The sequence below is a fragment of the Rhodococcus sp. MPR-R1B genome (assembly GCF_058793255.1).
This window is the reverse complement of the sequence record NZ_JBXAFO010000026.1, coordinates 56,471-81,496: the sequence shown is the minus strand read 5'-3', so window position 1 is coordinate 81,496 and position 25,026 is coordinate 56,471. Positions and strand designations below refer to the sequence as shown.

Sequence of the window (25,026 nt, the reverse complement as noted above, 5' to 3'; positions counted from 1 at the left end):
GTTGTAGCCTTTCATGCCCTTGATCAGGGCGGGAAGGATTCTCATAACCAGCGGGTCACTTAATGGGGGTCATGCCAATGGCGCCAACGCAAAAGAGCTTCATAGCTGATAATTGCTGACGAGTTCAGATTGACCTGGGGTTGATACAACACCTCGAATTGATGGTCGTCGAGTGCCTCGCGAAGCTCGCGGACCATGCGTATTCCTTTTCGTCCTGAGTCGCCCGTGCCGCACGTGCGTGTCAGCGTGGATGCTGCAAGTGGGTACTGTGGTCGGATTCCAGGTTCAGATCCCGGGCGTGGTTTTGCAGGAACAACTCGCCCTGAATTTCCTTCGCCAGTCTCGACCGTACTTCACTATTCGAGAATTGCCAACGAATAGCTATTGCGGACGGCTTTGTCATATCGGACAATCGTAGTTTTGTTCCGACGAGGCACCGATTGATACGTCACTTACTTCGCCGGGAAAATCCACGGGGTCCGGGGGATCTTGCGAGAGTCGAATCGATCCGCCAATTGGGGTGGTGTGACAACCTCGCCGGGTTCGGCGAGACCGATGCTCGACGCGATCATCGTCAGAACCTGCTCGGCACTGCGTCCGGCCTCGAGTTGATCTGCCAGAGTCACTGCGCCGTCGCGCTTCGCGAGTCGCTTGCCTTCACTGTTCAAGGCAAGAGGAACGTGGGCGTACGACGGTGGTTCGATGTCGAGCAGCCGGGCAAGGTATGCCTGACGTGGAGCCGAGGTCAGGAGGTCGTCGCCGCGAACCACCTGGTCGATGTTCTGTGCACCGTCGTCGACGACAACGGCAAGGTTGTAAGCGGGCACCCCGTCTCCGCGGAGCAGGACGACGTCGTCGACTGGTCCCGTCACCTCGCCGAACAGTTCGTCATGGACGGTGCACGAGTCGATGCCGGCCCGTAGCCTCAGCGCGGGAGATCGGCCACTTGCCGATTTCTCGGCGCGTTCGGCCTCCGAAAGGTTCCGACACGTGCCGGGGTAGGCGCCGTCTGGAGCATGGGGCGCTGACGGTGCCTGCAGGATCTCCTTGCGTGTGCAGAAGCAGGGATAGGTCAGGTCACGCTCGCGCAATTGGTCGATAGCCTTGTGGTACAAGGGAAGACGGTGTGACTGCAATACGACTGGGCCGTCCCACGTGAGGCCGAGCCTGCGCAGATCGTCGAGTTGTCGTTCCATCGCGCCGGGGCGGACACGGTCGAGATCCTCTACCCGAATGAGGAAGTCGCGCCCGCTGGTGCGGGCGAAAAGCCAAGCCAAGAGGGCGGTTCGGAGGTTTCCCAGATGGAGATCGCCAGACGGGCTCGGCGCGAAGCGTCCTGCTCCTTCCACGTCAGCTGGCGAGCCCGACGGAGGCGAGCGGGTTCTCGGCGTCGTGCAGGGTGAGGCGGATCTGGGTTTCCAAAGCGTGATCGAGGTACTGCGGCGGATACATGGCGGGGCTTCCGAGTGCGTCGAGTGCCAATCCATTGACGGTTGAAAGCAGAAGTGCCGCTCTGGTTTCCGCTTCCGGAGTTCCGATGCCGATCAGAACTGTCGAGATGCCGGTGCGGATTGTGAACAGGGTTGTCCGGCGAATTTCGGAGAGTGACTCACTGGTTGCGGCGCGCACGGCAAACGCTGCGAGCACATGCGCCTCACGCGTGCGTTGCTCGTCGAGGGGCAGGAGTTGCGAGAGCGCCTGGAACAGGGCGGTATGCGGGTCTGCGTCGGCGGACGATTCGGCCAGTCGCGTCAACAATCGATCGACGAGTGTTCGCAGTGCGAATGCGAACATCTCGTCCTTGGTCGAGAAATGATGTTGCACTGCGCCGATCGAGACACCCGCCCGTTTTGCGACCTCGCGAACGCTGGCATTTTCCAGTCCGGATTCCGCGGCGACATCGAACAATGCCGCCGCAAGCAGGTCTGGACTCGTGGAGGATTTTCGGCGTTCCGGCATACCGCGACATTACATGCGTATGGAAGTAATGCCCACGTCAGGGGTGCTTTTTCACGCCTTCCGGCCGAGGAAGGCAAGGAGTTTCGTCGCTTTGTCAGCGTTGTCCGGAACCTGTATTTCCGGGCCGCACACACCGCTCATGCGGATCGACTCGCCCAGGCCCGCGGCGATCTCCGACACCCACTCCACGTCCGCGTCTCGCATCGTCGTATCGGTGCCGGTTGCGGCCGCGAGGTCCCAACCGTGGATGACCAGATCGAAACACAAGAACCCCTCGACCGTGGCCCCGAGGTTGGTCCTGCCGAAGTGTCCGTCGTATTCCAGGGTGGACTTTGCCGGATCGTCCAGAATTTCCTGCATCGAATTGCGGACGGCCGCCCAGGCTGCCGACGGGTCGTCGTCGACCGACGGACCGGGTGCCAATTCCAGGCCGACTACCTTGACCATGTCTCGTTCGCTGTCGAGTACGTGTCTCACCACGTCGCGGGCGGTCCAGCCCTCGCAGGGGGAATCGTCGTCCCAGCGGTCGGCGGGTACGGCATCGATCCGCGCCGTGAATCCGGCGGCCAGATCCCGATAACGCTGGGCGGGGGAGATCTCTGTTGAAGTCATGACAGCAATCCTTCTCCACCGCGGCGCGTCATGATTGATTATTTCGGACATTCACTCGATCTCCGGGGCCTCCGCCCAGATGTCCATCGGTACGACCCCGGCACTCTTGCCCTCGTCGTCGAGAAGTCGGCCCACCCTCTTCATCGATCGCAGCACCACTGACCTGTTCAGCACCACCAGGCCCGGTGCCTCTTGTGCGAGTTGTACTTCGGTAATGGGAGTTTCGCGAAGGGAGTGTGCGGCGATCGCGAGCAGTGTGTTGGCGCGTCCACCGGATATCCGCATGCACACCCGCGTTCCCGGCACTCGCTCCACCAGGGCACGAATCGTCGACCGGTCCGTGGGATCGACATATCCCCACACCCAGGTCACGAGGGGCCAGCCGGACAGTGGCAGAGACACGTCGCAGCGGAACACGATCTGGTTGCGCGACGTCAATTCGGCAAGTCGCCGCCTGACCGTACTTTCGCTGAGGCCGGTACCGACTGTGAGCTCTGCAATCGACGATCGACCGTCCTCACCCAGTTTCAATATCAATTGGCGGTCGACAGCGTCGAACGTCTTCCCGTGATGGCGCTGATCCGTCGGCGCGTATTTGTATCGCACAGGCCGGTCTGTCATCGTCGCTCGCTGCGCGGCATCGAGTACCTGCAATTTCCAGTCGTCTCCGATCGCGAAGACCTCGGTGACGAGGTGTGCACGCGAACTGACGATCCCGGGTACCGACGCGAGCGACCGAAGCAGGAAGCGCGACAGGAAAGCCATGTCTCTGACCTCGACGAGAAGTGTCAAGTCGCCTGGGCCGCTTGTGTGTTCGACGCTCAGTACGTGCGGCCAGCGGGCAAGTCGTTCTGCAATCGTCAACGCGTTCGAAGTCGTGCAGTCGACTTCGACAAAAGCCAGACACGACTCCGGACGGCCATGGCCGGTTGCCCTGGCAGAGACCCAGGCGGTGCCGGAATCCTGTAACCGCTGCCAGCGGCGAGCCACGGTAACCGGATCCACTTTGAGCGCGTCGCCAACCGTGCGCCACGACGCTCGCGGGTCGAGTTGCAGGCAATTGATCAGGGCGAGGTCGACGTCGTCCAGTACGGCGGAATCCTGCGTTTCTTCGATCATGGTGCAAGTATCGTGCATCTTCACTGTGTCTGGGATCACTTCATTCATGCTCGAAGGGCAGAACGCGGTGGCGAGTGCCCACCGCGTTCATGCTGTGAAAGGAGAAACCAGATGTCATCGACCACGTTGCCCGCTGTTCCGACAGAGAGAAGCCTCGAGTGGGTGCAACGCCTCATCGGAATCGATACGACGAGTGCCGTGAGCAATCGACCGTTGATCGATCTCATTGCGGCGGAACTACGTCGCCATGGGGTCGAGCCGGTACTTGTTGCCGATGACGAGGGAACGAAGCTCAACTTGTTGGCAACGTTCACTCCTCCTGACGGAAGTACTGCCGGCGGTGTGATGTTCTCCGGCCATACAGACGTAGTGCCGGTTGACGATCAAGACTGGAGTAGCGACCCTTTCACGCCCGACGTTCGCGACGGAAGCCTGTACGGACGTGGCACGTGCGACATGAAGTCGTTCATCGGGATCGTCGTCGCTGCGATCCCCGACATCGTTGCTCGGCCGCTGGCGAAGCCGATTCACTTTGCATTCTCCTACGACGAGGAAGTCGGCTGCATCGGTGCGGCCGGGTTGGTCGAGGAGGTTGTTTCCCGGAACCTGCGCCCTGATGTGTGCGTCGTCGGAGAGCCGTCGGAGATGCGGGTCATTCGCGCACACAAGTCGATGAACGTCATACGTGTTGATCTGCATGGTGTTTCGGCGCACTCGTCGCTTACTCCGCAAGGAGTCAACGCGATCGAATACGGCGCGGAGTTGATTCGATTCGTCAGAAGCGCGGCCGACGAGCTCCGTGCGTCCGGCCCGTACGACGACGCATTCGACGTGGCCTGGACGACGTGTTCGGTCAATCTCGTATCCGGCGGGATCGCAGTGAACACTGTCCCCGAGGATTGCTCCATCACTTTCGAGTTCAGGAGCATCAGCTCAGCTGGCGCCGCAGATTTGCTCGAACGCTTTGCCGCCGAGACGAATCGGATCGAGAACCTGATGCGGGAAGAAAACCTGTCAGCCTCCGTGACGATGCACGTGTCGGCCTCGGTCCCTCCCCTGGAGACGGATGCGAATGCTTCGGCGGCCGCACTGGTCGAACAATGGGGTGGTCGGGCATCGGACGAAAAGGTCGCGTACGCCACCGAGGCCGGGATGTTCGCGACTATCGGTATCCCCACTGTCGTGTGTGGGCCGGGAAGCATCACTCAGGCGCATGCACCTGACGAGTACGTGACACTTGACCAATTGGCACAGTGCGAGCAGTTCGTTCGGAACGTCATCGCTCACGCCCGCGCCTGACCCACCCTGACCCCCCTAAGGAAAACCATGTCCACGGCAACTACGCCAACCTCCGGAACAGTCACCCCGGAACGCCTGGCCGCTGCTCGCAAGGCGGTGATCAGCAGTTCGCTCGGCGCTGCGCTCGAATGGTTCGACGTCATCGTCTACGCATCATTCGCAGTGGTGATCGCCCATAATTTCTTTCCCGGCGGCGACAACACGCTCGGTTTGATACTGACGTTCGCGACGTTTGCGATCTCGTACGTCATCCGGCCGCTTGGCGGGATGGTTCTCGGAAGCTATGCCGACCGTCGCGGGCGCAAGAACGCCTTGACGTTGACGATGATGCTGATGATGATCGGCACGCTCATCATGGCCGTGGCGCCGACGACCTCGATGATCGGACCGTGGGCGGGCGTCGTCATCCTTGTTTCGCGTCTCATTCAAGGATTCTCCGCCGGCGGTGAATTCGGTACTGCTACAACCTTCCTCGTGGAGACTGCGCCACACAAGAAGGCGTTCTACTCTTCCTGGCAAGTCGCCAGCCAAGGTGCCTCGGTTTTCCTGGCATCGCTGTTCGGATACGTGCTCAACACTCACCTTTCGCATGAAGCGCTCTACTCGTGGGGCTGGCGCGTTCCGTTCTTCTTCGGCATCATCGTCGGGCCGGTCGGACTCTACATCCGTGCCAAGCTTGACGAAACGGACGATTTCAAGACGAGCGTTCCGGAAAAGGCTCCGCTGAAGACGACGCTGACCAGGCATCTCGGCCGGGTGCTGACCGGTGCCGCCGTAGTGGGCGTCGCGACTATCTCGATCTACCTCATCTTGTACATGCCGACGTTTGCCGTGAAGAACCTCGGAGTTTCCGCCTCTGCCGGTTATCTCGGCGGCATCGTCGCCGGACTGGTCACCTTGATCACCGTGCCGTTGATCGGGCATCTTGCAGACCGGGTCGGACCGGCGAGAGTTATGACCTGGGCCGCCGTTGCGGCAATCGTCTTGGCCTGGCCGCTCTTCAAATTGATGGTCGATCACCCGTCGACTCTGACGCTCGTCCTGGTTGTTTCGGTCCTGGGTGTCATCATGGCGTTTGCCTTCGGTCCCTTGCCTGCCTTGATGAGTTCGCTGTTCCCGGCAGAGATCCGGGCTACCGGCATGTCATTGTCGTACAACCTCGGAGTGACTTTGCTCGGCGGAATCGCGCCGTTGGTCTTGACCTGGTTGATCAGTACAACAGGCTCGCTCGACGCCCCGAGCTACTACTACATGACGGTCGCAGTGCTCTCCCTCGGCGGGCTGTGGTCTGCCAGGACGCTTTTCAGTCAGAAGTGACGGCGGGGGAGCGCGGTAGCGATCATGCGACCGCGTCTCCCTCCGCCAGCGCGACAACGGTATCCGACCCGTGCCAGTCGGGGGCTTGGGTGCGGAGTAGAGCCGCCGGGGTCAGCGACGAGATTCGGCGGCATTCACGGGTCAAGTGGGCCTGATCGCTGAATCCGCAGTGGGCGGCGGATTCAGCGAGTCCCAGTGCGGGTCGACTGCGAGCGAGCGCCATGAAGCGCTGGAGGCGCAGGATCGAGCGCAGCGTTGCCGGGCCGTATCCGAAGGCGTCGTTGCATCGACGTTGGAGTTGGCGCGAAGTCAGCGCCGCCGCGTCGGCGAGAGAGCTGACATTCCACGCATGTTCGGACAGGGCGGCGCGAACGTGGTTGATCACCGGATCGTGCCGGAAACTCGAACTTGCCCAACTCCGGACAGCGCTCTCGAGAATGGAGACTTGTTCGTGGTCTTCGGAATTTTCCAAGCGGTTCAACAGTATTCGTTCCGTGCGTGCGTCGGTTACATCGCTGAGGTCAGCGCGAGAATCCCGAAGCTCGGACGCCGAGGTTCGCAACATCGGCGATGCCGATCCAGGGCGGAATCGAACACCCACGGAGCGTGTTCCGGGCGGAAGAGTGAATGACCATGCAGCGGTTTCGGGGCCACAGACGCGTATGCCGACGCCGCGTATCCACAGCACGTCCATGCAAGCATCGGGCACGAGGAGGTGTTCTCCTTCTGCGCACGCCGTCCAGCCACACACCAGGATGTCGGTGAGATCCGGGGCGACCGATTGTGGTGTGTACCAACCCATGACAAGAGCTTATCGAGCGGCACCGACACGAAGGCGACTTCAGTCGACCGGGCCGAAGCGGTATCCGAATCCCCTGATGGTTTTGATGTACTTCGGTTTCGCGGGATCGGATTCGAGTTTGGACCGCAGGCTGAGAATGGTTGCGTCGACCACACGCGTTCTTTCGTGGTCGGAACCCCACACGTTTCGGATCAGGTGATCACGTGAGTACACGCGCCCAGGCTCGGTCGACAGCTCCAGGAGTACCCGCCATTCGGTCCGGCTGAGGACCAGCAGCTTTCCGCCCATCGTCGCCGTCATCGCACGTCGATCGAGGAGCAGGTCACCGTGACGTTGGTGTTTGCCGGGGGCGGGATGTGCGGTTTCACGAAGGATTGAGGTGACCCGAAGATCGAGCGCGTGAGAATCGATCGGGTTCAGCACAAAGTCCGAGACAGCGCGATGTGGTGCTTCGTCGATGTCCTCGTAGGTATCCACCAGCATCATGATCGGCATCGAACTGCGCAAGCGGATCTGCCGTGCGATCTCGTAGCCGTCGATGTCCGGCAGAAGGAGATCGATCACGGCGATATCGAAACTGTCGGTGTCCAGGTCATCGAGTAGGCGGCGCCCGGTGCGGACGAGCTGTATCTGGTGCCCGAAATGTATTAATTCGGTACCGAGTGTCTGGGCAAGCTCCGAACGGTCGGTAGCTGCAAGTATCAAGCTCACGTGAAATCCTCCCCCCGAAGGTGTTACTAGTCGTAACAGCTTGCATTCTGGCAGATCATCGACCGCGGGACCAGACATAGGGCGGCCGATCGGAAGTCGAGGGAACCGGGGGCGTTCGTCGCTAGACTTCTTTCATGGGCACTCTGTTCGCGTTGACGCTGCCAGGCTTGCTCGTGCTGCTGGTCCTGTTCGCTTTCGCCGAGACTCTCTGGAACCGGCTCACCGGCGGCCGGGCACTGCCGTGGACTCGGGGACGTACGACTCGTCCGGTCTCGGCCGCGGGCTTCGAAGAGGTTGCTGCCCTGTTTCAGGGGTCCAAGCATCATGAATTCGAACAGCGTCAGAGCGCATTGATGCATCGTGAGGACGGAACGGACGGTGACCCGCCGTGGGTGTCTGTCGATCCGGAAGCTAACAAGGTCGTTCTCCGTCGACGGAGTTGACAGTCGCCGACAGTCGACGGAGTTGACAGTCGCCGACAGACGACGGAGTTGACAGTCGGGTTCAGGCCCAGTGGCTGGGGCGGGTCAGTGAATCGGGAAGTGTGGTAGCCGAATCGCCGATCGCCCCGTTGATCTGGAACTGAGTGAGAAAGATACTGCCGCGGAGTTTTGTGCCGCGAATGTCGGTGCCGCGTAAGTCTGCACCGATCAGATCGGCTCGATCGAGTTCGCAGTCGCGGAGGTCTGCACCGATCAGGTAACTCCCGCGAAAGTTGGCCCCACGTAGATCGGAACCACGAAATTTGGCGCCGATGAGGTCTGCGCCGCGGTGGTCGAGTTTTCGACCCTTCTTGGTTGAGATCGGTGAGCGCACAAGGTTACTCGTCTGCAAGAGCAGTGTGTTGACTGCCGCTCGGTGTGCTGAGACGTCGACGGTTTGAATCTGCGAAGGTGTGCCGTTGGTCAGGCTTTCCGTCTCTGCGAGTGCAGCGTCGAGTTCCTTTCGTATCGAGTGGGTTTGCTTCAGCGAGCGGGCTTCGGCGAGATACCAGAGGAGTTCGTGCAACTGGCGTACGACAGGGAAGGTTTCGAACATGTCCGACGCGGTCTCCGGGGCATCACGCCAGCTGATGCCGTCGTAGGTCTGCTGTGAAACCTTCTGTCCCGCACCGAAACAGTCGTAGACGGTGCAACCGGTGAAGCCCTTCTTTCGCAATCCGGTGTGAATGCCGCAACGGAAATCCTGCTGCAGGTTCTTGCAGGGGGCGCCGGCATTCTTGTTGGTCGCGAAGTCGGAGGACTTGGAAAAGGGGAGTGCGACGCAGCACAGACCGAAGCAACTGCTGCAATCTGCGAGCAGATTGGTCTGGCCGGCAATCACGCGTACTCCCGATGGTTGGGTTGGACGGAAAGTCTGTCCTCGGGTTTGTGAGTCTGTCAAACGAAATTGCGTGGTTCGGCAGCAAGAAGTCCAGCGGTTCCGAGGTCGTATCCCGCGCAATTGCGGGGTACCAATCCGGCAGACGTGATTCTGGACCACGCTCGTGAAGTAGGTCGAAAATCGGGTGGACGGCCCAGCTCGCCTAGCCCATCTGCGACCTGGCGAAAATCACTCCCCATCCAGATCGAGGAGCGATACCCCCCGTGCCGTGAGCCGGAAGCGCAGCGGTCTCTTCGTAACCGTCTCAATGATCCCGGCATCGTCCAGGCGCTGAAGTCGCGGGCGGGCGAACTGGCTGGATCGACCCACCACCTCGACCAGGGTGTTCAACTTGATGGCGCGGTTCGCCTCGAAGCAGTGGGCCTGACCCAGGGTGAACAGGACTGCGCCGATGTGGTTGCTATCAACCGGCGGCGTCGACTCGCGATCGAGTCCCAAGTTCAGCGGAAATTCCTCATCCTCCACCAGAACGCGGATACGCGCCTCGAGTGTGTCGATCTTATGCCGCCTCTCGGAGAGGTCGAGCAGCAGTCGATGTTGCGCCTCGGCGATGATCTCCAGCATATCGATCAGGTAGGGCGTCAGATCTCCGCGGTTCAATGGATTCTCCGCGTCAGAGAATGCTTTGTAGTAACGATCCTTGTTGTCGGCGACGGTCGCCGACAATGCCAGGCTCGCATACGGAGCCAACACCTGTCGAAGGTCCAGCGCGAGAAGGTAGCGTCCGGTTCGGCCGTTGCCGTCGTAGAACGGGTGCGTGTACTCGAAGATGAAGTGCGCGACCACTGCCCTGATCAGTCGTGGAATCGAGTCGTCGCCCCCCTGGCTCAGCATGAGGGTCAGCGCGTCGTCGATCGCTGACTCGGGTACCACACCGGTGTGCACGACCTTGATTCCTGACGTGATCGATACTGGCCCTTGCCGGAACCGCTTCCCATCGGGGGCGTCCTCGTCGCGAATCTCGCCCCGAGTTACCGCGTCGTAGACGTCTCGGATGTCGTCGAGCGTCTGCGGACTCTCGGCCTGGTCGTTGCCGATATTGAGATAGAGCCGCACCATCTCGGCGAACCGCTTGTTCGCGAGGGGTTGCTCCGCCCACACCATCTCGATTGCCTCGCTGATCTCCTTCCGGGTTGAGCGGACCTGTTCGATCTCGTTCGTTGCCTGGATCTCGTCGATCACCATGCGATGCAGGTAGTGGGTGCGCGCGAGGGCCGGCAGCCCGTTCCACTCAGCCCGGATCTTCGGCTCGAAGCTCATGATCCGTTCGATCAGCGCTGCGACTTCGGGTGTCATCAGTGCGAACGTCGAGTGTTCGCCGATCAGTAGGTCCCAGTGGACGGCGGCGGGAGAATCGCGTCGCGCTCGCTCCTCAGCATCGGCACCAGCACGATCTCGTTGGTGAAAGATCGATTTCAACGTCCTGTACGCCATCTGGTCTCTCCCTGTATCCACGCTATATTGCGGCCTTGCTTTCCATGCCTATCTTATCCAGAATGGGATCTGGATAAATAAGACCTGCGGCGCGGGTGTCATTTCATGACCAACGCGGGCTGCAGGAGCAGATGTGGCCATAGCTTCCCGAATCGGGTTCAGGCCATCGGCGGGCCACTCGAAATCGCGCAGCAGCATTCCGATTCGGCGCGCTGCGGGATCGAAACCACCACGAGTCGGCAGACCGTCTGAGCTCGCAGAACATCGAGCTGAACCGAGACCCTGTTGCATTACTCGTTGCATGAGGACAGAAAAGAACCCCTGTGAACCGCTTCTCAGCAGTTCACAGGGGTTCCTTTGGCGGAGGATAGGGGATTTGAACCCCTGAGGGCGTTAACCCAACCCGCGTTCCAGGCGAGCGCCATAGGCCACTAGGCGAATCCTCCGTGGAGCAGCATACCCAATTGCGGGCGCGAAGCGTTAAACGGGTACCTGACCTGCGAAGAACCGGTGGAACTCGAGGTTTGCATCTCGGCCCCGGTAGGTGGTGTGCAGCGGCCGGAGAAAGCCGTCTACACTGTTCATTGGATCCCGCGCGGCGCGCATCCTGTGAACTCCCCCAGGGCCGGAAGGCAGCAAGGGTCAACGGGCTCTGCCGGGTGCGCGGGGTCCTCTATTTTTTCACATACCCGACCCCGCCTCGTCGGTGAAAGGCCGCTCCGGATGCCTATCCAAACCCAGATCGGGTTGATGAGCCATGAAGAACTCACCTCCGAGCATGAGAGCCAGAGCGCGAAGTACACGCAGCTCCAGGCGCAGAAGCTCGCACTCGATCTGACCCGCGGTAAGCCTTCCCCGGAACAACTCGACCTTTCCGCAGAGCTGCTGACGCTGCCCGGCGACGGTGATTTCCGTGACGGAAGCGGCACCGACTGCCGTAACTACGGCGGACTCACCGGTCTGCCGGAACTGCGCGCCATCTTCGGTGAGCTGCTGGGTATCCCCGTTGCGAACCTTCTCGCCGGCAACAACGCGAGCCTCGAGATCATGCACGACAACGTCGTGTTCTCACTGCTCCACGGCACTCCGGATTCGGCCCGGCCGTGGGCACAGGAAGAGAAGATCAAGTTTCTCTGCCCCGCACCGGGCTACGACCGCCACTTCGCGATCACCGAGTCCCTCGGCATCGAGATGATCGCGGTGCCGATGAACCACGACGGCCCGGATGTCGTCAAGATCGCCGAACTTGTTGCGTCAGATCCGCAGATCAAGGGCATGTGGGCGGTTCCGGTTTACGCGAACCCCACCGGTGCCGTGTACTCCGAAGAAATTGTCCGTACGCTCGCGTCGATGCCGACGGCCGCGCCCGACTTCCGCCTGTACTGGGACAACGCGTACGCCGTACATCCGCTTGTCGGCGAGACTGCGCCTTCCTACGACATTCTCTCGATGGCAGCGGAGGCCGGACACCCCAACCGTCCGCTCGTGTTCGCGTCGACGTCCAAGATCACTTTCGCCGGCGCTGGTGTGAGCTTCTTCGGTAGCTCGGCGGAAAACCTTGCCTGGTACCAGAAGTTCCTGGGCAAGAAGAGCATCGGACCGGACAAGGTCAATCAGCTTCGCCACCTGCGTTTCTTCGGCAATGCCGACGGCGTTCGTGCGCACATGGAGAAGCATCGCGCGTTCCTCGCGCCCAAGTTCGAGCTCGTACTGCGGATCCTCGAGGATCGTCTCGGTGCATCGAAGGTCGCGTCTTGGACCGAGCCGAAGGGCGGATACTTCATCAGCCTCGACGTGGTCGACGGCACGGCCAAGCGGGTCATCGAACTGGCGAAGAACGCGGGTATCGCGCTCACCGCTGCCGGGTCGGCTTTCCCGTACAGCACGGATCCGGATGACCGGAACATCCGGTTGGCCCCGAGCTTCCCGTCCAAGGCTGAACTCGAAGTTGCCATGGACGGCGTGGCTACGTGTGTTCTGCTCGCAGCTACCGAATCGCGTCTCTCCGAGATCTGAGTTCTCGAAGCGGCGTGCCCGGTCGGTACTTTTCGGTCTTGTCTTGTACCGTTCGGAGCATCAATTCCCGACATAGGGTGTAAATCCCGGAGGTTGTAGTGACGGGCGCGATCAACGCTTCGGATGGGCCTTCTTTCGAGGCGCACACCGCGAAATCAGAGTCGGTCATCGAAGCTGACATACCGCGACGCACCCTCCGTGTCGGTGTTCTCGGATTCTCTGTACTCGGTGTTCTGGCAGTCGCGTCCGTGCTGATGGTTCTTTTCGCCGTGCCGATGAATACGCGGTACTGGGGGATCTTCGAAAATTTCCTCGATCTCGACGTCTACCGCCACGGCGGCAGCGTTGTGGTTCAGGGCCTTCCGTTGTACGACGGGCCAGTCCTGGACGGAATGATGTTCACGTACACCCCGTTTGCGGCTTTGCTGTTCACGGTGTGGGCGGTGCTCTCGTTCAAACAGGCGATTGTCGTGTGGACGGGTTTGAACATCGCTGCGCTGTTCGCAGTGATCGTGTTGTGCTGGAAGTACCTCGGTTATCGGCTCGACGTGAAGGCGTACGCCGTGAGTGCGTTGGCGACGACGATCTTTCTGTTCATGGAACCGATACGTACGACGCTCTGGCTCGGGCAGATCAACATCTTCCTGCTGCTCTTGATCGTGTGGGACCTCGGTCGGGACGAGAAGAGTCGGCTCCGAGGAATCGGGGCAGGCATCGCCGCCGGCGTGAAGCTCACTCCGGCCTTCTTCTGGGCGTACCTCTTCATCACTCGTCAATGGCGTGCGTTGGTGACGGCCGTCGTGACGTTCGCTGCGACCGTTGCGATCGGCTTCGTCGTGATCTACAACGATGCGTACAAGTACTGGACCGGCACTCTTGTCGACAGCGAACGCGTCGGACCGACGGATGCTCCGAGCAACCAGTCCGTGTCCGGTCTGATCGCTCAGCTCACTCACACTCCGACGCCGTCGCGGGTCCTGGTTCTAGTCTTCAGTGCGCTGGCGGTATGCCTCGGACTCGGTGCCGCGTGGATTGCTCACCGGCACGGCCAGAAATTGCTCGGCCTCACCATGACGGGGTTGACTGCGACCACTGTCTCGCCGTTCTCGTGGGGCCATCACTGGGTGTGGTTCGTCCCGCTGGTCGTCCTCGCCGCGCACTACGCGATGGTGTCGAAGAAGCGCTGGGCGTGGGTGGCGCCGTTCGTTTTCCTGCTCCCGGTCTTGAACTGGTCTCACACCTGGTGGGACCCGTCGGTCATTCCGGGTACGGATCGCTTCATCGGAATGGGCCTGTTCATGTTCGTGCCGCCCGAGTATCTGCGGATTCCGACCGTCGGCGTCTACCTCTGGGTCTTCACGCTTGCCGCGGTCTCGACGGTGGTTCTGTTCGGCTGGAAGAAGTGGAAGATTCCGGCCCCGGATGCGTCGGCGCCGGTCACAACTGCCGCCTGACGTGGCAGTATCGGACTCATGGCACTTCAACTGAACCTTGTCGGTGACCCCGAAGCTGATGCTCTCCTCGCCGAGGACCCGTTGGCGTTGTTGATCGGAATGCTTCTCGATCAACAGGTTCCGATGGAAACGGCCTTCCTCGGTCCGAAGAAGCTGGCGGATCGGCTCAGCGGTATCGACGTCAGGCGTATCGCCGACATGGACACCGACGAGTTCATCGCCGTCTGTGCCGAGCCTCCGGCTGTGCACCGATTCCCCAAGTCGATGGGCGAGCGTATCCAGCTCATGTGCCAGTTCATCGTCGAGAACTACGACGGCGACACCGCGGCGATCTGGACTTCGGGAAATCCCGACGGCAAGGAAGTGCTGAAGCGGCTCAAAGCCCTACCCGGTTACGGGGATCAGAAAGCCCGGATCTTCCTGGCGTTGCTCGGAAAACAGATCGGCGTCGAGCCGAAAGGTTGGCGCCAAGCGGCCGGCGACTACGGGCTCGAAGGTTCGAGGCGCTCGATTGCAGACGTGGTCGACGAACAGTCTTTGCTCGAGGTCCGCGAGTTCAAGAAGGCCGCAAAGGCAGCAGCGAAGGCCGACAAGAAGTAAGCCGCTTTCAGGACTTCCGGGACCCGCTGGCACGCACTACTTTCATCAGGGCGCCTGCGGGACCCTCGAGCTGACGCGGGGGACGCCACACTGCGCGCAGGGATCGGTCGAGTTCCAAGCCTTCGACGGCTACCACCCGAAGTTCTCCCTGCTTCACCTGGTCCTCGACGGCCAGCGTGCTCAGTACCGCCGGGCCGACGCCACCGAGCACGCTGGTTCGAATCGCGGCCGAACTACCCAGTTCCAACAACGGTGCACCGCGCTCGTATTCGTGTAACGCCAGGTCGAGAGTCGTTCTGGTTCCCGATCCGGGCTCGCGCACCAGCAGCGGCGTCGCTGCCAGTTCGGCGACGGTCAGCGGCTTTCGTCGACGCGCCCATGGATGATCCGGATGAACGACCACGACCAGCGAGTCACGCGCGACGGTGACGCTGGACAGGCTCTTCGGAACGGTCGGTGACTCGACGAATCCGAGGTCGCACATTCCCACCTCGACAGCCTCGAGGACGCGGGTCGAGTTGTAGACCTGAAGGTGGACGGTGACACCAGGATGTAGTGACCGAAAGATACCGAGCCAGGCCGGAATCAGATGTTCGGCGACGGTCATGCTGGCACACACGGTCAATTCCGCGGATCGTTCGGTCCGCATCCCTTCGGCGACGTCGAGAAGCTGCCTCGAGTTGGCGAGGACGCGGCGCGCCCAGTGGACGATGACGGTCCCCTGCGGAGTCAAAGTCGCCCCCGTCGACCTTCGGTGTATGAGTGGCATCCCGAGCTGCCGCTCGAGGGCTTTGACGGCGCGGCTGGCATTCGGCTGCGCAATGTTTGCTGAACGGCTTGCCGCACTGAGACTTCCGTGATCATCGATGCCGATGAGTAGCTCGAGAGTGGTGAGGTCGGGCCACCGTCTGGTCATGCAAACAGGCTATACCGAACTTCACGTTCATATCGATTTGATATGCCGTGATGGTAGAAATCGCCCTACCGGAGCGATGGTGGCTCAAGGACGCTGGATGAGTGAACCGTGATGTGAAGTCCGTGGCCGAGAAACCCGCAGTCGCACCTTCGTCAGAAGTACGACGGTGGTCCAGTGTGGCTGCATTGGTGCCCGGAGTTGCGTTGTGCGCCTTGGGGGCCACGGTCGCGCTGATAGCCGGTCAGTTCACCTCCGCCGTGAGTCCGTTGCTGATTGCGATCGTGGCGGGTGCGGTGTTGGCGAATGCCGTCTCTTTGCCGGCGAAATTCCAACCTGGCCTGGCATTCTCGGCGAAACGGCTACTTCGGGTGGGTATCGCTCTGCTCGGGCTGCAATTGATGTTCTCCGACATCGTCGGTTTGGGCTGGGGAGTGATCGCCGTTGTGGTGGCGATTGTGTTCCTCGGTATCGCCGGGACCATGTATGCCGGAAAACTTCTCGGATTGAGTTGGTCGCAGAGAATTCTGATTGCCTGCGGCTTCTCGATCTGTGGCGCTGCCGCCGTGGCTGCTGCGGACGGTGTGGTGAATGCGCGAGAGGAAGAGTTGCTCACCGCTGTTGCGTTGGTGGTGATCTTCGGAACTCTGATGATTCCGACAATCCCACTGTTGGCCAACGCTTTCGGTATGAACGAGGTCGGTGCAGGCATGTGGGCCGGTGGGTCGATCCACGAAGTGGCGCAAGTGGTGGCTGCCGGCAGCGCTCTCGGCGCCACCGCGTTGGGTGTCGCGACCGTGGTGAAACTTGCGCGCGTGTTGATGTTGGCGCCGGTCATGGCATTTCTGAGTATCCGGCAACGCAGGATGGTCGACAGCACTGCCGCCAAGCGTCCCCCGCTGATTCCGTTGTTCGTCGTGGCATTCATCGGCTGCATGGGCTTGCGCTCCACGGGCATCTTGCCGGATGAGCTTCTGGGGCTGGCGAAGACGGTGCAGACGGCGCTGTTGGCGGCCGCGATGTTCGCACTCGGACTGGGGGTGCGGTTGAGCGTCATTCGTGGAGTTGGCGCCCGGCCATTCGTGCTGGCCGCGATTTCCACTGTGTGGGTGGCAACGATCGCCTACGTCGGAGTCGTGCTGGTCAGCTGATCGAGCGCTGAGTCCGCCACGCGCTCGGGCTCATCGAGAACTGAGTGCGAAACCAGCGCGAGAAACTACCCTGCGTCGAAAACCCGAGGTGCACAGCCACTTCGGTCAACGAATAGCGAGGGTTGGAGACAAATCGTTCCGCGAGGGAGCTTCGAACCGAATTGAGAACGGCCGTGAACGTATCTCCGGATTCGGCGAGATGACGGTGCAGTGTCCGCCGGTCGAATCCGAGACTGCGTGCCACCTGCTCGACAGAGCAGCGGCCGGTCGGAAGCAGAACTTCGATCAATTCCTTGGTGCGGCTGAGGGTATCGGAGGTTTCCGAGGCGGGAAGCGAGTCGAGGAACTGGCGAGCGTACGGCCGGAGTAACTCGTCGGAAAGTTGGTTAGCCGCATCCAGGTCGGCGGCGAAGAAAACGATGCCGGTGAACTCGTGATCGAATTCCACCGTCTCGCCGAGGATTCGCCGATGCGTGCTCGTGTCTTTCGGGGCATTGTGCGTGAATCCCACGCTGACCGGTTGCCATCGAGAACCCAGGAAACTCCGCAGGATCTGCAGTGTCGCGCCGACTGCGAGTTCGACGCTCTGTCTGGTGTCGACCGGTTCGCCGACCTCGAGCGAGATTCGCAGGGTGGCGAGTCCGTTGACCTCGTTCAATCGAATGCGTAATGACTCGTTGTACGTGTGCTCGTATCGCATCAATACGTCGAGTGCGCTCCTGACGTCTGGTTCTTCCCTGATGACCAAGCTGAGGGGGCCGAGATTGGACAGTCGACGCAGGCCGGCGAGTAGAAGCCCGAAGTCTTCGTGTCCGGACTCCGCTGCCGATCGCTCCAGGAGCGATGCGATGGAGGCGGCCGGTACCCATTGGTCGGGGTTCGCCAGGCTTGCCGGGCTCAGGCCGACACTTCTCATGAGGGCAACAGCGTCCACGTCCACTGTTCGGCACAGGTCGACGTATCGGTTCAGTGACGCGTAGCGGGCGAGTGGCTTCATAGGGCCCCCTTTACTCGATGTCCCGAAATGTTGTGTTGTGTGTCTCGTCAAGTTAAGCATGTGAGCCGGATCTCACATAGTTTTGTTCACATCAGTTCGGCACGACCACGAAGCCGAGCACCGACTTCTGGAAGTTGTTGCGTACGAATACAGCTCGACCGTAATCGAGTCGAGCCCGCCCACAGAATTGGAGAGCATTGATGGCAAACGCCATTCGGTTCCACGAGATCGGCACACCGTCCGTCATGCGTTGGGAAGAGATCGAGGTAGGACGACCGGGCGCCGGAGAGGTTCGGGTTCGTCATGAAGCGGTGGGGTTGAACTTCGCCGACACCTACTTTCGAAGTGGCCTCTATCCTGCGCAATTGCCTGCCGGGATGGGCGTCGAGGGCGCCGGTGTGGTCGAAGAGATCGGCGAGGGAGTAGTCGATTTTGCAGTGGGGGACCGTGTGACCTACACCGGCAGTCCGCTGGGTGCGTACGCCACCGAGCGGATCATGGCGTCGTCCGACCTGATCGCGCTACCCGACGGCATCGCCTTCGACACCGCGGCCGCCATGACCATGCGAGGACTGACTGCCGCCTACCTTCTGCGTCGCATCTACCCGTTGAAAGCGGGAGACACCGTGTTGCTACATGCTGCGGCGGGCGGGGTTGGACTGATCTTCACCCAGTGGGCAAAACTGTTGGGAATCAAAGTGATCGGAACGGTGTCGAGCGACGAGAAGGCGAGCGTTGCCCGAGCTCACGGGTGCGATGAAGTCGTCATCTACACCCGCGAGGACGTCGTCGCGCGTGTCAAGGAGATCACCGGGGGCGTCGGCGTGCCGGTTGTCTACGACAGTATCGGGCAATCCACGTTCGACATCTCTCTCGATTGCCTTGCCAGGCGGGGGCTGCTGGTGTGCTTCGGAACGGCGTCCGGACCGACTCCGCCGATTCAGGCAATGCAGTTGGCAGTCAAGGGATCACTCTTCCTCACACGTCCGGCTCTCGCCGATTACATCGCGGATCCCGAAGAACGTGCCGAACTGGCGGGCGAACTGTTCTCACACGTCGAGTCCGGGCGAATCAAGATCGAGATCAACCAGCGATACCCCCTCGAAGATGCGGTGCGTGCGCACCACGACATGGAGTCCGGTCGCAGTATCGGTTCCTCCGTCTTCTCCGTCTGAACCGAAACAGCACTTCCCAGAGGAATTGTCATGACCAACACCGCAACGCTCACAGAAAACCTTCCCTCGTCGAGGAATACGATCCGCGTCGAGAAATTGACCTGTTCGATCGGGGCAGAGTTGTCCGGGGTGGATCTCGGCGAGGTCGCGCGAGATGATGCACTCTTCGCCGAAATCAAGGCATTGTTGCTCGAACACAAGGTTCTGTTCTTTCGCGACCAGACCTTCTCCAAAGCCGAGCACGTAGAACTTGCCCAGCGATTCGGTGAACTCGAGGATCATCCGGCTCTGGGCAGCGACCCCGACCACCCGGGCCTGGTCCGCATCTACAAGGATCTGGACAGCCCGCCGGAGCATTTCGAGAATGCATATCACTGCGACGCCACCTGGCGCGTTAACCCGCCCATGGGATGTGTATTGCGTTGTGTGGAAACACCTCCTGTCGGCGGCGACACGATTTGGGTGAACATGGCACTCGCCTACGAGAATCTGCCGGCGCGGGTCAAGGAGCAGATCAAGGATCTGCGTGCCAGGCACAGTATCGAGTCGACCTTCGGCGCTCGGATGCCGATCGAACAGCGGCACCAGCTGAAGGAGCGCTTTCCCGACGCCGAACATCCCGTGGTACGAACACATCCGGAGACCGGCGAGAAGATTCTCTTCGTCAATTCGTTCGCCACACACCTCGTGAACTATCACACGCCCGAGAACGTCCGCTATGGAATCGATTACGCCCCCGGCGCCGGGAATCTGCTCACTTACCTGGCGAGCCAGGCTCAGATTCCCGAGTACCAGGTTCGGTGGCGCTGGACCGAAAACAGCGTCGCGATCTGGGACAACCGTTCGACACAGCATTACGCGGTGCAGGACTACTGGCCCGCGGTTCGAAAGATGGAGCGCGCCGGAATCATCGGCGACGCACCGTTCTGATCTCTCTTCCCAGCCCCGAAGATAAATTCATTCACTCGATCGGAGTCACGCTATGCATTTCCACGACGATTCACTGTTCCCCGAAACCCAGGACAAGCTTGTCATCACCGTTGCTCCCTACGGACCGGAGTGGGAGCCGGACGATTTTGCAGAAGACCTCCCTCTGTCGATGGACGAGCACGTCCAGCAAGCCGTCGACTGTTTCAACGCCGGTGCCACAGTTCTCCACATCCACGTGCGTGAACTCGACGGCAAGGGCTCGAAGCGTCTGTCGAAGTTCAACGAGCTTCTCGGTCGCTTGCGTGAGGCCGTTCCCGAGATGATTCTGCAGGTCGGCGGGTCGATTTCGTTTGCCCCGGAGGGGGAAGGTGCCGATGCGAAGTGGTTGTCCGACGACGTGCGTCACATGCTGGCGGAATTGGAGCCGGCTCCCGATCAGGTGACGATCGCGATCAATACCAGCCAGATGAACATCATGGAACTGATGACCGACGACGACATCGCGGGTACGTCGATGCAGCGTCCGGAATTGGCCGATACGTATCGGGAAATGACTGTGCCCGCCGGTCCGGAGTGGGTGGCAGAGCACCTGCGCCGGTTGCAGGCCGCCGGAATCCAGCCGCATTTCCAGTTGTCCAGTATTCCGCAGCTCGAAACGGTGGAGCGGTTGATCCGACGCGGCATCTACACGGGTCCGGTCAACCTCACGTGGGTCGCAATCGGCGGCGGCTTCGACGGACCCAACCCGTACAACATGATGAACTTCGTCCAGCGTGTTCCCGACGGTGCGTGCCTGACGCTGGAAACGCTGATGCGTAGCGTCCTGCCGGTGAACACGATGGCCATCGCGATGGGCTTGCACGCTCGCTGCGGCAACGAGGACACCATCTGGGGCCGCAAGGGCGAGAAGATGACGTCGGTGCAGCAGATCGAGCAGTTGGTGCGCATTGCAGGCGAATTGGGCCGCGAGGTGGCTTCCGCGAAGGAAGCTCGGGACATCTACCGGATCGGTGAGACGTATGCCGACACCGACGAGACGTTGGCGAAGCTGGGTTACGCGCCCAACCGCCGGATCGGCCAGCTGGGATTCACGCAGCACGCCTGAGTTCGCACCCTCTCGTACAACAGTTCCGGGGGTACGAACCGCGACGGTTCGTACCCCCGAATCCCCCCGTCTACCTCGAGTACTTCCTAGGAGAGTCATGGGACTGCAAGCTCCCGCCACGCCACGTGTGGACACCGCGCTCGGAATCGGCGGACGACGAAAGTTATACCCGTGGATCGTTTTCGCCCTGGCTTTCGGTCTTCTGCTCTCGGACTACATGTCGAGGCAGGTGCTCAGTGCAGTCTTCCCGATCCTGAAAGCGGACTGGGATCTCTCCGATTCGCACCTCGCCTCCCTGAGCAGCGTGGTGGCATTGATGGTCGGGCTGTTGACGTTCCCGTTGTCGCTGCTCGCGGACCGCTGGGGCCGCGTCAAGAGCTTGATCTTGATGGCGGTGTTGTGGAGTGTCGCGACGTTGCTGTGCGCAATCGCTCAGACCTACGAACAGATGTTGGGCGCCCGGTTCCTGGTCGGTGTCGGTGAAGCGGCGTACGGCAGCGTGGGTATCGCCGTGGTCCTCAGTGTGTTTGCGCCCCGCGTGCACGCAGCTCTTGCAGGTGCCTTCATGGCCGGTGGATCGTTCGGTTCGGTCATCGGTGTGGCAATCGGTGGGTTCATCGCAGTCCAGTTCAGTTGGCGGTGGTCTTTTGCCGCCATGGCGATCTTCGGTCTGATTCTGGTCGCGCTCTTCCGTGCCCTCGTCACCGAGAAGAAGCTCACCGCTTACGCCGTCGAGGCCGCGCCGGATGCCGCCGGGGAAGCGGTGAGACACGACGGTTTTCGTGCGCCGGTGTCCTCGCTGTTCACCAATCCAGCCGTATTATTCGCCTACATCGGTGGTGGTCTCCAGATGTTCACCGCCGCTGTACTTCTGGCGTGGTTGCCGAGCTTCTTCAATCGTTACTACGATTTGGCCCCGGACAAGGCCGGCGTCACGGCTTCCGTGTTCGTCCTCCTGGTCGGAAGCGGGATGGTGGTCTGCGGTTTCATCACAGATAGATTCAGCCGCGACGATTCGGCGCGAAAATGGACCACCGCCATCGTCTACTGCGCCATCTCGTTGGTGACGCTGAGCATCGGGCTCCGGTTGGGCACGGGGACAGCACAACTCGTGTTGCTCGGTATCGGTGCATTCTTCTCCGCCGGTTCGTCGGGGCCGACGGCAGCGATGGTCGCGAACCTTACCCATCACTCGATTCGAGCGTCGGCCATGGGAACGCTCACCGTCGCCAACAACCTTCTCGGGCTGGCGCTCGGTCCCTTCGTTGTCGGCATCCTCGCCGATCACCTGGGTCTTCTCGGCGCTCTACAGCTTTCGCCCTTCGTCTATGTCGTCGCGGCCCTCGCGTTGGTAGCCGGCAAGCGTGCCTATCCCGCCGGGATGAGGCGGCTGGCGACGTTGCAGAATCGGCCCGAGATCCCCGGCGCCACTGAAGTAACAGACGTTCGGAGCTCATGATGAATGAATCAACTACGGTAGTAATGGTTCCCGGTCTGCGGGATCATGTCGAAGATCATTGGCAGACTCACCTCGCGCGCAGGCTCGACAACGTTCTGACGGTTCCTCCCCTCGAGACCGACAAGCTCAGTCGCGATGCGCGGGTTGCGGCATTGAACGAGGTGCTGACAAGTGTCTGCGGGCCGGTGGTCCTGGTCGGGCACAGCGCCGGAGTCATGACAGTTGCTCACTGGGCGAGGGCGCATCATCGAGAGGTTGCGGGCGCACTTCTGGTCACGCCGGCGGATCTCGAACTTCCGCTGCCCGAGTCTTATCCGTCTCTCGACGATCTCGACCGACACGGGTGGCTACCGATACCGCGTCAGCGTCTGCCGTTTCCGAGCACGGTCGCGGCGAGTCGGAACGATCCGCTCGCCGGGTATCGCCGAGTTGTGGGTTTGGCTGAAGGATGGGGGAGTCGGTTGCTGGATCTGGGCGAGGTCGGACACCTCAATCCGGCGTCCGGATACGGGTATTGGCCGCGGGCGGAATCGTTGGTGCGGGAACTGCTCGAGTCGGTGTCGCGCGCTGCCTCGTCTCATGCCACGGATTCCGATGCGCAGGAGGAACACAGTCATGCTTGATCTTGCTGCTCTGCTGGAAGATTCGGCCCGACGATACCCGGAACGGGATGCGCTGGTTCTCGGGGAAGCGAGGCTGACGTATGCGCAGTTCGACGCCTATGCGAATCGCATCGCCCATCTGCTCGTCTCGCGGGGTGTCGAGCCAGGTGACAAGGTGGCGTTGTCCTGCCCGAACGTTCTCGAGTTCCCGATCGTCTACTACGGCATTCTCAAGGCCGGCGGCGTCGTCGTTCCTCTGAACATTCTGCTCAAGGGGCGCGAAATCGCCTATCACCTGGCTGATTCGGAAGCAAAGCTGTACTTCTGTTTCGAGGGAAGTCCCGAATTGCCGATCGCTGAGTACGCCATCGCCGGGTTCGAGCAGAGCGAGACCTGTTCGGCCCTGATCGTGATCAGCGCCGAGTCGGGTGCACCGTCGTCGATCCTCGGAGTCGAGACTCTAGGCGAAGCACTGGCATCCGTGTCCGGCACGGAAACGCCTGCAGTCGCGGTTGTTCGTGAACCGACGGACACCGCGGTCATTCTCTACACCAGCGGCACTACCGGAAAGCCCAAGGGCGCCGAACTCACTCACTGCAACATGGTCTTGAATGCACTGTCGACCAACCGGTTGTTCGAGAGCGTTCCGTCCATGCATGAGCGTTATCTCCTGACTTTGCCGTTGTTCCACTCGTTCGGCCAGACAGTGACCATGAATGCGGGAATCTGCGTCGGTGCCACTTTGGTGTTGATGCCGCGCTTCGATGCGACCGCGGCACTCGAGATCATGGAACGCGAAAAGATCTCGGTCTTCGCGGGCGTCCCGACCATGTATTGGGGACTGCTCGGCGTGCTGGACGAGGTAGTGAAATCCGGGGTGGATATCGAGACCGTTGCACAGAACATGCGGTGCGCGATCTCCGGTGGCGCAGCGCTTCCCGTGGAAATATTGACACAGTTCAGGGAACGCTTCGGTGTTCAGATCCTCGAAGGGTACGGGTTGTCCGAGACCTCTCCGCTGGCCTTGTTCAGTGACCCGGAGAGCGACCCCCGGCCCGGTTCGATCGGCGTGCCGATCTGGGGCGTCGAAGCGCGGCTTGTCGACGACTCTTGGCACACGATCGCCGGCCCCGATGAAGTGGGAGAGTTGGCCATTCGCGGGCACAACGTCATGAAGGGCTATTTCAACCGACCCGAGGCGACGGCGGAAGTCATGCGCGACGGATGGTTTCGCACCGGGGATTTGGCACGGGTCGATACCGACGGAAATTACTACATCGTCGATCGCGCGAAGGACATGATCGTGCGGGGCGGATTCAACGTCTACCCACGCGAAATCGAAGAGGTTCTGCTCACTCACCCAGCCGTCTCACTCGTCGCCGTCGTCGGGGTGCCGGACTCGAGCCTCGGCGAAGAAGTTGTCGCGTTCGTGATCCGAGAGCCGAGTGAAGAGATCTCCGAATCGGATCTCGTGGAATGGACGCGGGAACAGATGGCCGCCTACAAATATCCGCGTCGCATCGAGTTCGTGCCGTCGCTGCCGATGACGGCAACCGGAAAGATTCTCAAACGTGAACTGAATCAAGCATTTTCGATGGCCTGAGGAGATCGATGACTGACGTTCGAGCAAGTGAAGCTTTTCCCGTGACCCAGGCCATGAAGGATTCGGGTGGCTGGAATCCGTTGTGGGACGGACTTTCGGAGCTGGATCCCGAGTGGACCGAGCTGTACATGAAGACAGCGATGCAGCCCTGGAACAGCGGGGTGCTGTCACCTCAGGTGATCCAGTTGCTGTGCATAGCCGTCGATGCGGCGAGCACACACATGTACGCACCCGGCGTACGACGCCATATTCGCGCCGCGCTCGACATGGGAGTGACCCCGAAGGAGATTCTCGAGGTGCTGAAACTGACCACCGTCGTCGGGATTCATTCCTGCAATGTCGGCGTTCCGATCCTGATGGAGGAAATCGCGAACCGGTGAGGGCG

General features: G+C 61.0%; 25 protein-coding genes, 1 tRNA gene and 1 other RNA gene. 15 read left to right on the top strand and 12 right to left on the bottom strand.

The window, feature by feature from the left end; genetic code table 11:
* Nucleotides 1-59: 59 nt before the first annotated feature.
* The 5 genes from AC1Q61_RS26820 to AC1Q61_RS26800 form a co-directional block, all read right to left on the bottom strand.
* Nucleotides 60-197, bottom strand: coding sequence for an EAL domain-containing protein (locus tag AC1Q61_RS26820; RefSeq protein WP_492651248.1), 138 nt, complete (start codon nt 195-197; stop codon nt 60-62).
* Nucleotides 198-452: 255 nt separating this feature from the next.
* Nucleotides 453-1,349: a tRNA glutamyl-Q(34) synthetase GluQRS gene (gluQRS, locus tag AC1Q61_RS26815; RefSeq protein WP_042921113.1), complete on the bottom strand. Its 897-nt coding sequence runs from the start codon at nt 1,347-1,349 to the stop codon at nt 453-455.
* 1 nt (nt 1,350) lies between these two features.
* Nucleotides 1,351-1,959, bottom strand: coding sequence for a TetR/AcrR family transcriptional regulator (locus tag AC1Q61_RS26810; protein ID WP_019746515.1), 609 nt, complete (start codon nt 1,957-1,959; stop codon nt 1,351-1,353).
* Between the two features lie 51 nt (nt 1,960-2,010).
* The gene (locus AC1Q61_RS26805; protein ID WP_050656464.1) at nt 2,011-2,571 is read right to left on the bottom strand and encodes a TIGR03086 family metal-binding protein; all 561 of its coding nucleotides are present in this window, start codon (nt 2,569-2,571) and stop codon (nt 2,011-2,013) included.
* Between the two features lie 51 nt (nt 2,572-2,622).
* Nucleotides 2,623-3,690 (bottom strand): Lrp/AsnC family transcriptional regulator, encoded by a 1,068-nt coding sequence (locus AC1Q61_RS26800; RefSeq protein ID WP_064073653.1) that lies wholly within the window; start codon nt 3,688-3,690, stop codon nt 2,623-2,625.
* A 111-nt stretch (nt 3,691-3,801) separates the two neighbouring features.
* Here AC1Q61_RS26800 and argE point away from each other — a divergent pair, with 111 nt between their 5' ends.
* Together argE and AC1Q61_RS26790 are read left to right on the top strand one after the other, a co-directional pair.
* Entirely contained in the window at nt 3,802-4,989 is a 1,188-nt protein-coding gene (argE, locus tag AC1Q61_RS26795; RefSeq protein WP_215515599.1) for an acetylornithine deacetylase, read from the top strand.
* 27 nt (nt 4,990-5,016) lie between these two features.
* Entirely contained in the window at nt 5,017-6,306 is a 1,290-nt protein-coding gene (locus AC1Q61_RS26790) for an MFS transporter (RefSeq protein WP_003943831.1), read from the top strand.
* Nucleotides 6,307-6,328: 22 nt separating this feature from the next.
* Here the strand turns inward: AC1Q61_RS26790 and AC1Q61_RS26785 are convergent, their stop codons facing one another.
* Both AC1Q61_RS26785 and AC1Q61_RS26780 read right to left on the bottom strand, forming a co-directional pair.
* Nucleotides 6,329-7,108 carry a helix-turn-helix domain-containing protein gene (locus AC1Q61_RS26785; RefSeq protein WP_042921109.1) on the bottom strand — a complete coding sequence of 260 codons (780 nt, stop codon included), beginning with the start codon at nt 7,106-7,108 and terminating at the stop codon, nt 6,329-6,331.
* Nucleotides 7,109-7,147: 39 nt separating this feature from the next.
* Nucleotides 7,148-7,819 carry a response regulator transcription factor gene (locus AC1Q61_RS26780; RefSeq protein WP_042921108.1) on the bottom strand — a complete coding sequence of 224 codons (672 nt, stop codon included), beginning with the start codon at nt 7,817-7,819 and terminating at the stop codon, nt 7,148-7,150.
* Nucleotides 7,820-7,953: 134 nt separating this feature from the next.
* Between AC1Q61_RS26780 and AC1Q61_RS26775 the strand changes: the two genes are divergently transcribed.
* Entirely contained in the window at nt 7,954-8,262 is a 309-nt protein-coding gene (locus AC1Q61_RS26775) for a DUF6191 domain-containing protein (RefSeq protein WP_007731580.1), read from the top strand.
* Nucleotides 8,263-8,323: 61 nt separating this feature from the next.
* Here AC1Q61_RS26775 and AC1Q61_RS26770 read toward each other — a convergent pair whose 3' ends face one another.
* The 3 genes from AC1Q61_RS26770 to AC1Q61_RS26760 form a co-directional block, all read right to left on the bottom strand.
* A complete protein-coding gene (locus tag AC1Q61_RS26770; RefSeq protein ID WP_042921106.1) occupies nt 8,324-9,142 on the bottom strand; it encodes a pentapeptide repeat-containing protein in 819 nt (272 codons plus the stop codon).
* Nucleotides 9,143-9,370: 228 nt separating this feature from the next.
* Nucleotides 9,371-10,636, bottom strand: a complete 1,266-nt coding sequence (locus AC1Q61_RS26765; RefSeq protein ID WP_042921104.1) for a Fic family protein — start codon at nt 10,634-10,636, stop codon at nt 9,371-9,373.
* Between the two features lie 358 nt (nt 10,637-10,994).
* Nucleotides 10,995-11,082 (bottom strand) — tRNA-Ser (locus tag AC1Q61_RS26760).
* 136 nt (nt 11,083-11,218) lie between these two features.
* Between AC1Q61_RS26760 and ffs the strand changes: the two genes are divergently transcribed.
* The 4 genes from ffs to AC1Q61_RS26740 all read left to right on the top strand — a co-directional run bounded on the left by ffs (nt 11,219) and on the right by AC1Q61_RS26740 (nt 14,706).
* An RNA gene (gene ffs, locus AC1Q61_RS26755) (signal recognition particle sRNA small type) lies at nt 11,219-11,318 on the top strand.
* A 41-nt stretch (nt 11,319-11,359) separates the two neighbouring features.
* A complete protein-coding gene (locus AC1Q61_RS26750) occupies nt 11,360-12,652 on the top strand; it encodes an aspartate aminotransferase type Ic (RefSeq protein WP_003943985.1) in 1,293 nt (430 codons plus the stop codon).
* 98 nt (nt 12,653-12,750) lie between these two features.
* Nucleotides 12,751-14,106 (top strand): glycosyltransferase 87 family protein, encoded by a 1,356-nt coding sequence (locus tag AC1Q61_RS26745; protein ID WP_125050222.1) that lies wholly within the window; start codon nt 12,751-12,753, stop codon nt 14,104-14,106.
* 18 nt (nt 14,107-14,124) lie between these two features.
* Nucleotides 14,125-14,706, top strand: a complete 582-nt coding sequence (locus AC1Q61_RS26740) for an HhH-GPD-type base excision DNA repair protein (protein ID WP_003943868.1) — start codon at nt 14,125-14,127, stop codon at nt 14,704-14,706.
* Between the two features lie 7 nt (nt 14,707-14,713).
* On the opposite strand, the gene AC1Q61_RS26735 is transcribed toward AC1Q61_RS26740, so the two are convergent.
* Complete coding sequence (locus AC1Q61_RS26735; protein ID WP_042921100.1) at nt 14,714-15,622, bottom strand: LysR family transcriptional regulator; 909 nt, start codon at nt 15,620-15,622, stop codon at nt 14,714-14,716.
* 101 nt (nt 15,623-15,723) lie between these two features.
* On the opposite strand from AC1Q61_RS26735, the gene AC1Q61_RS26730 reads away from it, so the two are divergent.
* The gene (locus tag AC1Q61_RS26730; RefSeq protein ID WP_128637875.1) at nt 15,724-16,770 is read left to right on the top strand and encodes a YeiH family protein; all 1,047 of its coding nucleotides are present in this window, start codon (nt 15,724-15,726) and stop codon (nt 16,768-16,770) included.
* Here the strand turns inward: AC1Q61_RS26730 and AC1Q61_RS26725 are convergent.
* Nucleotides 16,763-17,767 (bottom strand): AraC family transcriptional regulator, encoded by a 1,005-nt coding sequence (locus AC1Q61_RS26725; protein ID WP_007731570.1) that lies wholly within the window; start codon nt 17,765-17,767, stop codon nt 16,763-16,765. The two genes, AC1Q61_RS26730 and AC1Q61_RS26725, sit on opposite strands and share 8 nt — an antisense overlap.
* A 200-nt stretch (nt 17,768-17,967) precedes the next feature.
* Between AC1Q61_RS26725 and AC1Q61_RS26720 the strand changes: the two genes are divergently transcribed.
* The 7 genes from AC1Q61_RS26720 to AC1Q61_RS26690 all read left to right on the top strand — a co-directional run bounded on the left by AC1Q61_RS26720 (nt 17,968) and on the right by AC1Q61_RS26690 (nt 25,021).
* Complete coding sequence (locus AC1Q61_RS26720; RefSeq protein WP_003943928.1) at nt 17,968-18,942, top strand: quinone oxidoreductase family protein; 975 nt, start codon at nt 17,968-17,970, stop codon at nt 18,940-18,942.
* Nucleotides 18,943-18,972: 30 nt separating this feature from the next.
* Complete coding sequence (locus AC1Q61_RS26715; protein ID WP_007731564.1) at nt 18,973-19,872, top strand: TauD/TfdA dioxygenase family protein; 900 nt, start codon at nt 18,973-18,975, stop codon at nt 19,870-19,872.
* Between the two features lie 52 nt (nt 19,873-19,924).
* Entirely contained in the window at nt 19,925-20,977 is a 1,053-nt protein-coding gene (locus AC1Q61_RS26710) for a beta-keto acid cleavage family enzyme (RefSeq protein ID WP_042926507.1), read from the top strand.
* Between the two features lie 97 nt (nt 20,978-21,074).
* A complete protein-coding gene (locus AC1Q61_RS26705; protein ID WP_007731563.1) occupies nt 21,075-22,436 on the top strand; it encodes an MFS transporter in 1,362 nt (453 codons plus the stop codon).
* Nucleotides 22,436-23,059: an RBBP9/YdeN family alpha/beta hydrolase gene (locus AC1Q61_RS26700; RefSeq protein WP_042926504.1), complete on the top strand. Its 624-nt coding sequence runs from the start codon at nt 22,436-22,438 to the stop codon at nt 23,057-23,059. The genes AC1Q61_RS26705 and AC1Q61_RS26700 overlap by 1 nt, the downstream gene beginning before the upstream one ends.
* Nucleotides 23,052-24,641 (top strand): long-chain-fatty-acid--CoA ligase, encoded by a 1,590-nt coding sequence (locus AC1Q61_RS26695; protein WP_042447746.1) that lies wholly within the window; start codon nt 23,052-23,054, stop codon nt 24,639-24,641. Before AC1Q61_RS26700 ends, AC1Q61_RS26695 begins: the two co-directional genes overlap by 8 nt.
* A gap of 8 nt (nt 24,642-24,649) precedes the next feature.
* Complete coding sequence (locus tag AC1Q61_RS26690) at nt 24,650-25,021, top strand: carboxymuconolactone decarboxylase family protein (protein WP_020905896.1); 372 nt, start codon at nt 24,650-24,652, stop codon at nt 25,019-25,021.
* The last annotated feature ends 5 nt before the right edge of the window (nt 25,022-25,026 follow it).

Bases quoted from the DNA above. Each gene is read 5' to 3' on its own strand.
- AC1Q61_RS26820 (WP_492651248.1), bottom strand. From the start codon at position 197: ATGGTCCGCGAGCTTCGCGAGGCACTCGACGACCATCAATTCGAGGTG.
- AC1Q61_RS26810 (WP_019746515.1), bottom strand. From the start codon at position 1,959: ATGCCGGAACGCCGAAAATCCTCCACGAGTCCAGACCTGCTTGCGGCG.
- AC1Q61_RS26805 (WP_050656464.1), bottom strand. From the start codon at position 2,571: ATGACTTCAACAGAGATCTCCCCCGCCCAGCGTTATCGGGATCTGGCC.
- AC1Q61_RS26800 (WP_064073653.1), bottom strand. From the start codon at position 3,690: ATGATCGAAGAAACGCAGGATTCCGCCGTACTGGACGACGTCGACCTC.
- argE (WP_215515599.1), top strand. From the start codon at position 3,802: ATGTCATCGACCACGTTGCCCGCTGTTCCGACAGAGAGAAGCCTCGAG.
- AC1Q61_RS26790 (WP_003943831.1), top strand. From the start codon at position 5,017: ATGTCCACGGCAACTACGCCAACCTCCGGAACAGTCACCCCGGAACGC.
- AC1Q61_RS26785 (WP_042921109.1), bottom strand. From the start codon at position 7,108: ATGGGTTGGTACACACCACAATCGGTCGCCCCGGATCTCACCGACATC.
- AC1Q61_RS26775 (WP_007731580.1), top strand. From the start codon at position 7,954: ATGGGCACTCTGTTCGCGTTGACGCTGCCAGGCTTGCTCGTGCTGCTG.
- AC1Q61_RS26765 (WP_042921104.1), bottom strand. From the start codon at position 10,636: ATGGCGTACAGGACGTTGAAATCGATCTTTCACCAACGAGATCGTGCT.
- AC1Q61_RS26750 (WP_003943985.1), top strand. From the start codon at position 11,360: ATGCCTATCCAAACCCAGATCGGGTTGATGAGCCATGAAGAACTCACC.
- AC1Q61_RS26740 (WP_003943868.1), top strand. From the start codon at position 14,125: ATGGCACTTCAACTGAACCTTGTCGGTGACCCCGAAGCTGATGCTCTC.
- AC1Q61_RS26735 (WP_042921100.1), bottom strand. From the start codon at position 15,622: ATGACCAGACGGTGGCCCGACCTCACCACTCTCGAGCTACTCATCGGC.
- AC1Q61_RS26725 (WP_007731570.1), bottom strand. From the start codon at position 17,767: ATGAAGCCACTCGCCCGCTACGCGTCACTGAACCGATACGTCGACCTG.
- AC1Q61_RS26720 (WP_003943928.1), top strand. From the start codon at position 17,968: ATGGCAAACGCCATTCGGTTCCACGAGATCGGCACACCGTCCGTCATG.
- AC1Q61_RS26715 (WP_007731564.1), top strand. From the start codon at position 18,973: ATGACCAACACCGCAACGCTCACAGAAAACCTTCCCTCGTCGAGGAAT.
- AC1Q61_RS26710 (WP_042926507.1), top strand. From the start codon at position 19,925: ATGCATTTCCACGACGATTCACTGTTCCCCGAAACCCAGGACAAGCTT.
- AC1Q61_RS26705 (WP_007731563.1), top strand. From the start codon at position 21,075: ATGGGACTGCAAGCTCCCGCCACGCCACGTGTGGACACCGCGCTCGGA.
- AC1Q61_RS26700 (WP_042926504.1), top strand. From the start codon at position 22,436: ATGAATGAATCAACTACGGTAGTAATGGTTCCCGGTCTGCGGGATCAT.
- AC1Q61_RS26695 (WP_042447746.1), top strand. From the start codon at position 23,052: ATGCTTGATCTTGCTGCTCTGCTGGAAGATTCGGCCCGACGATACCCG.
- AC1Q61_RS26690 (WP_020905896.1), top strand. From the start codon at position 24,650: ATGACTGACGTTCGAGCAAGTGAAGCTTTTCCCGTGACCCAGGCCATG.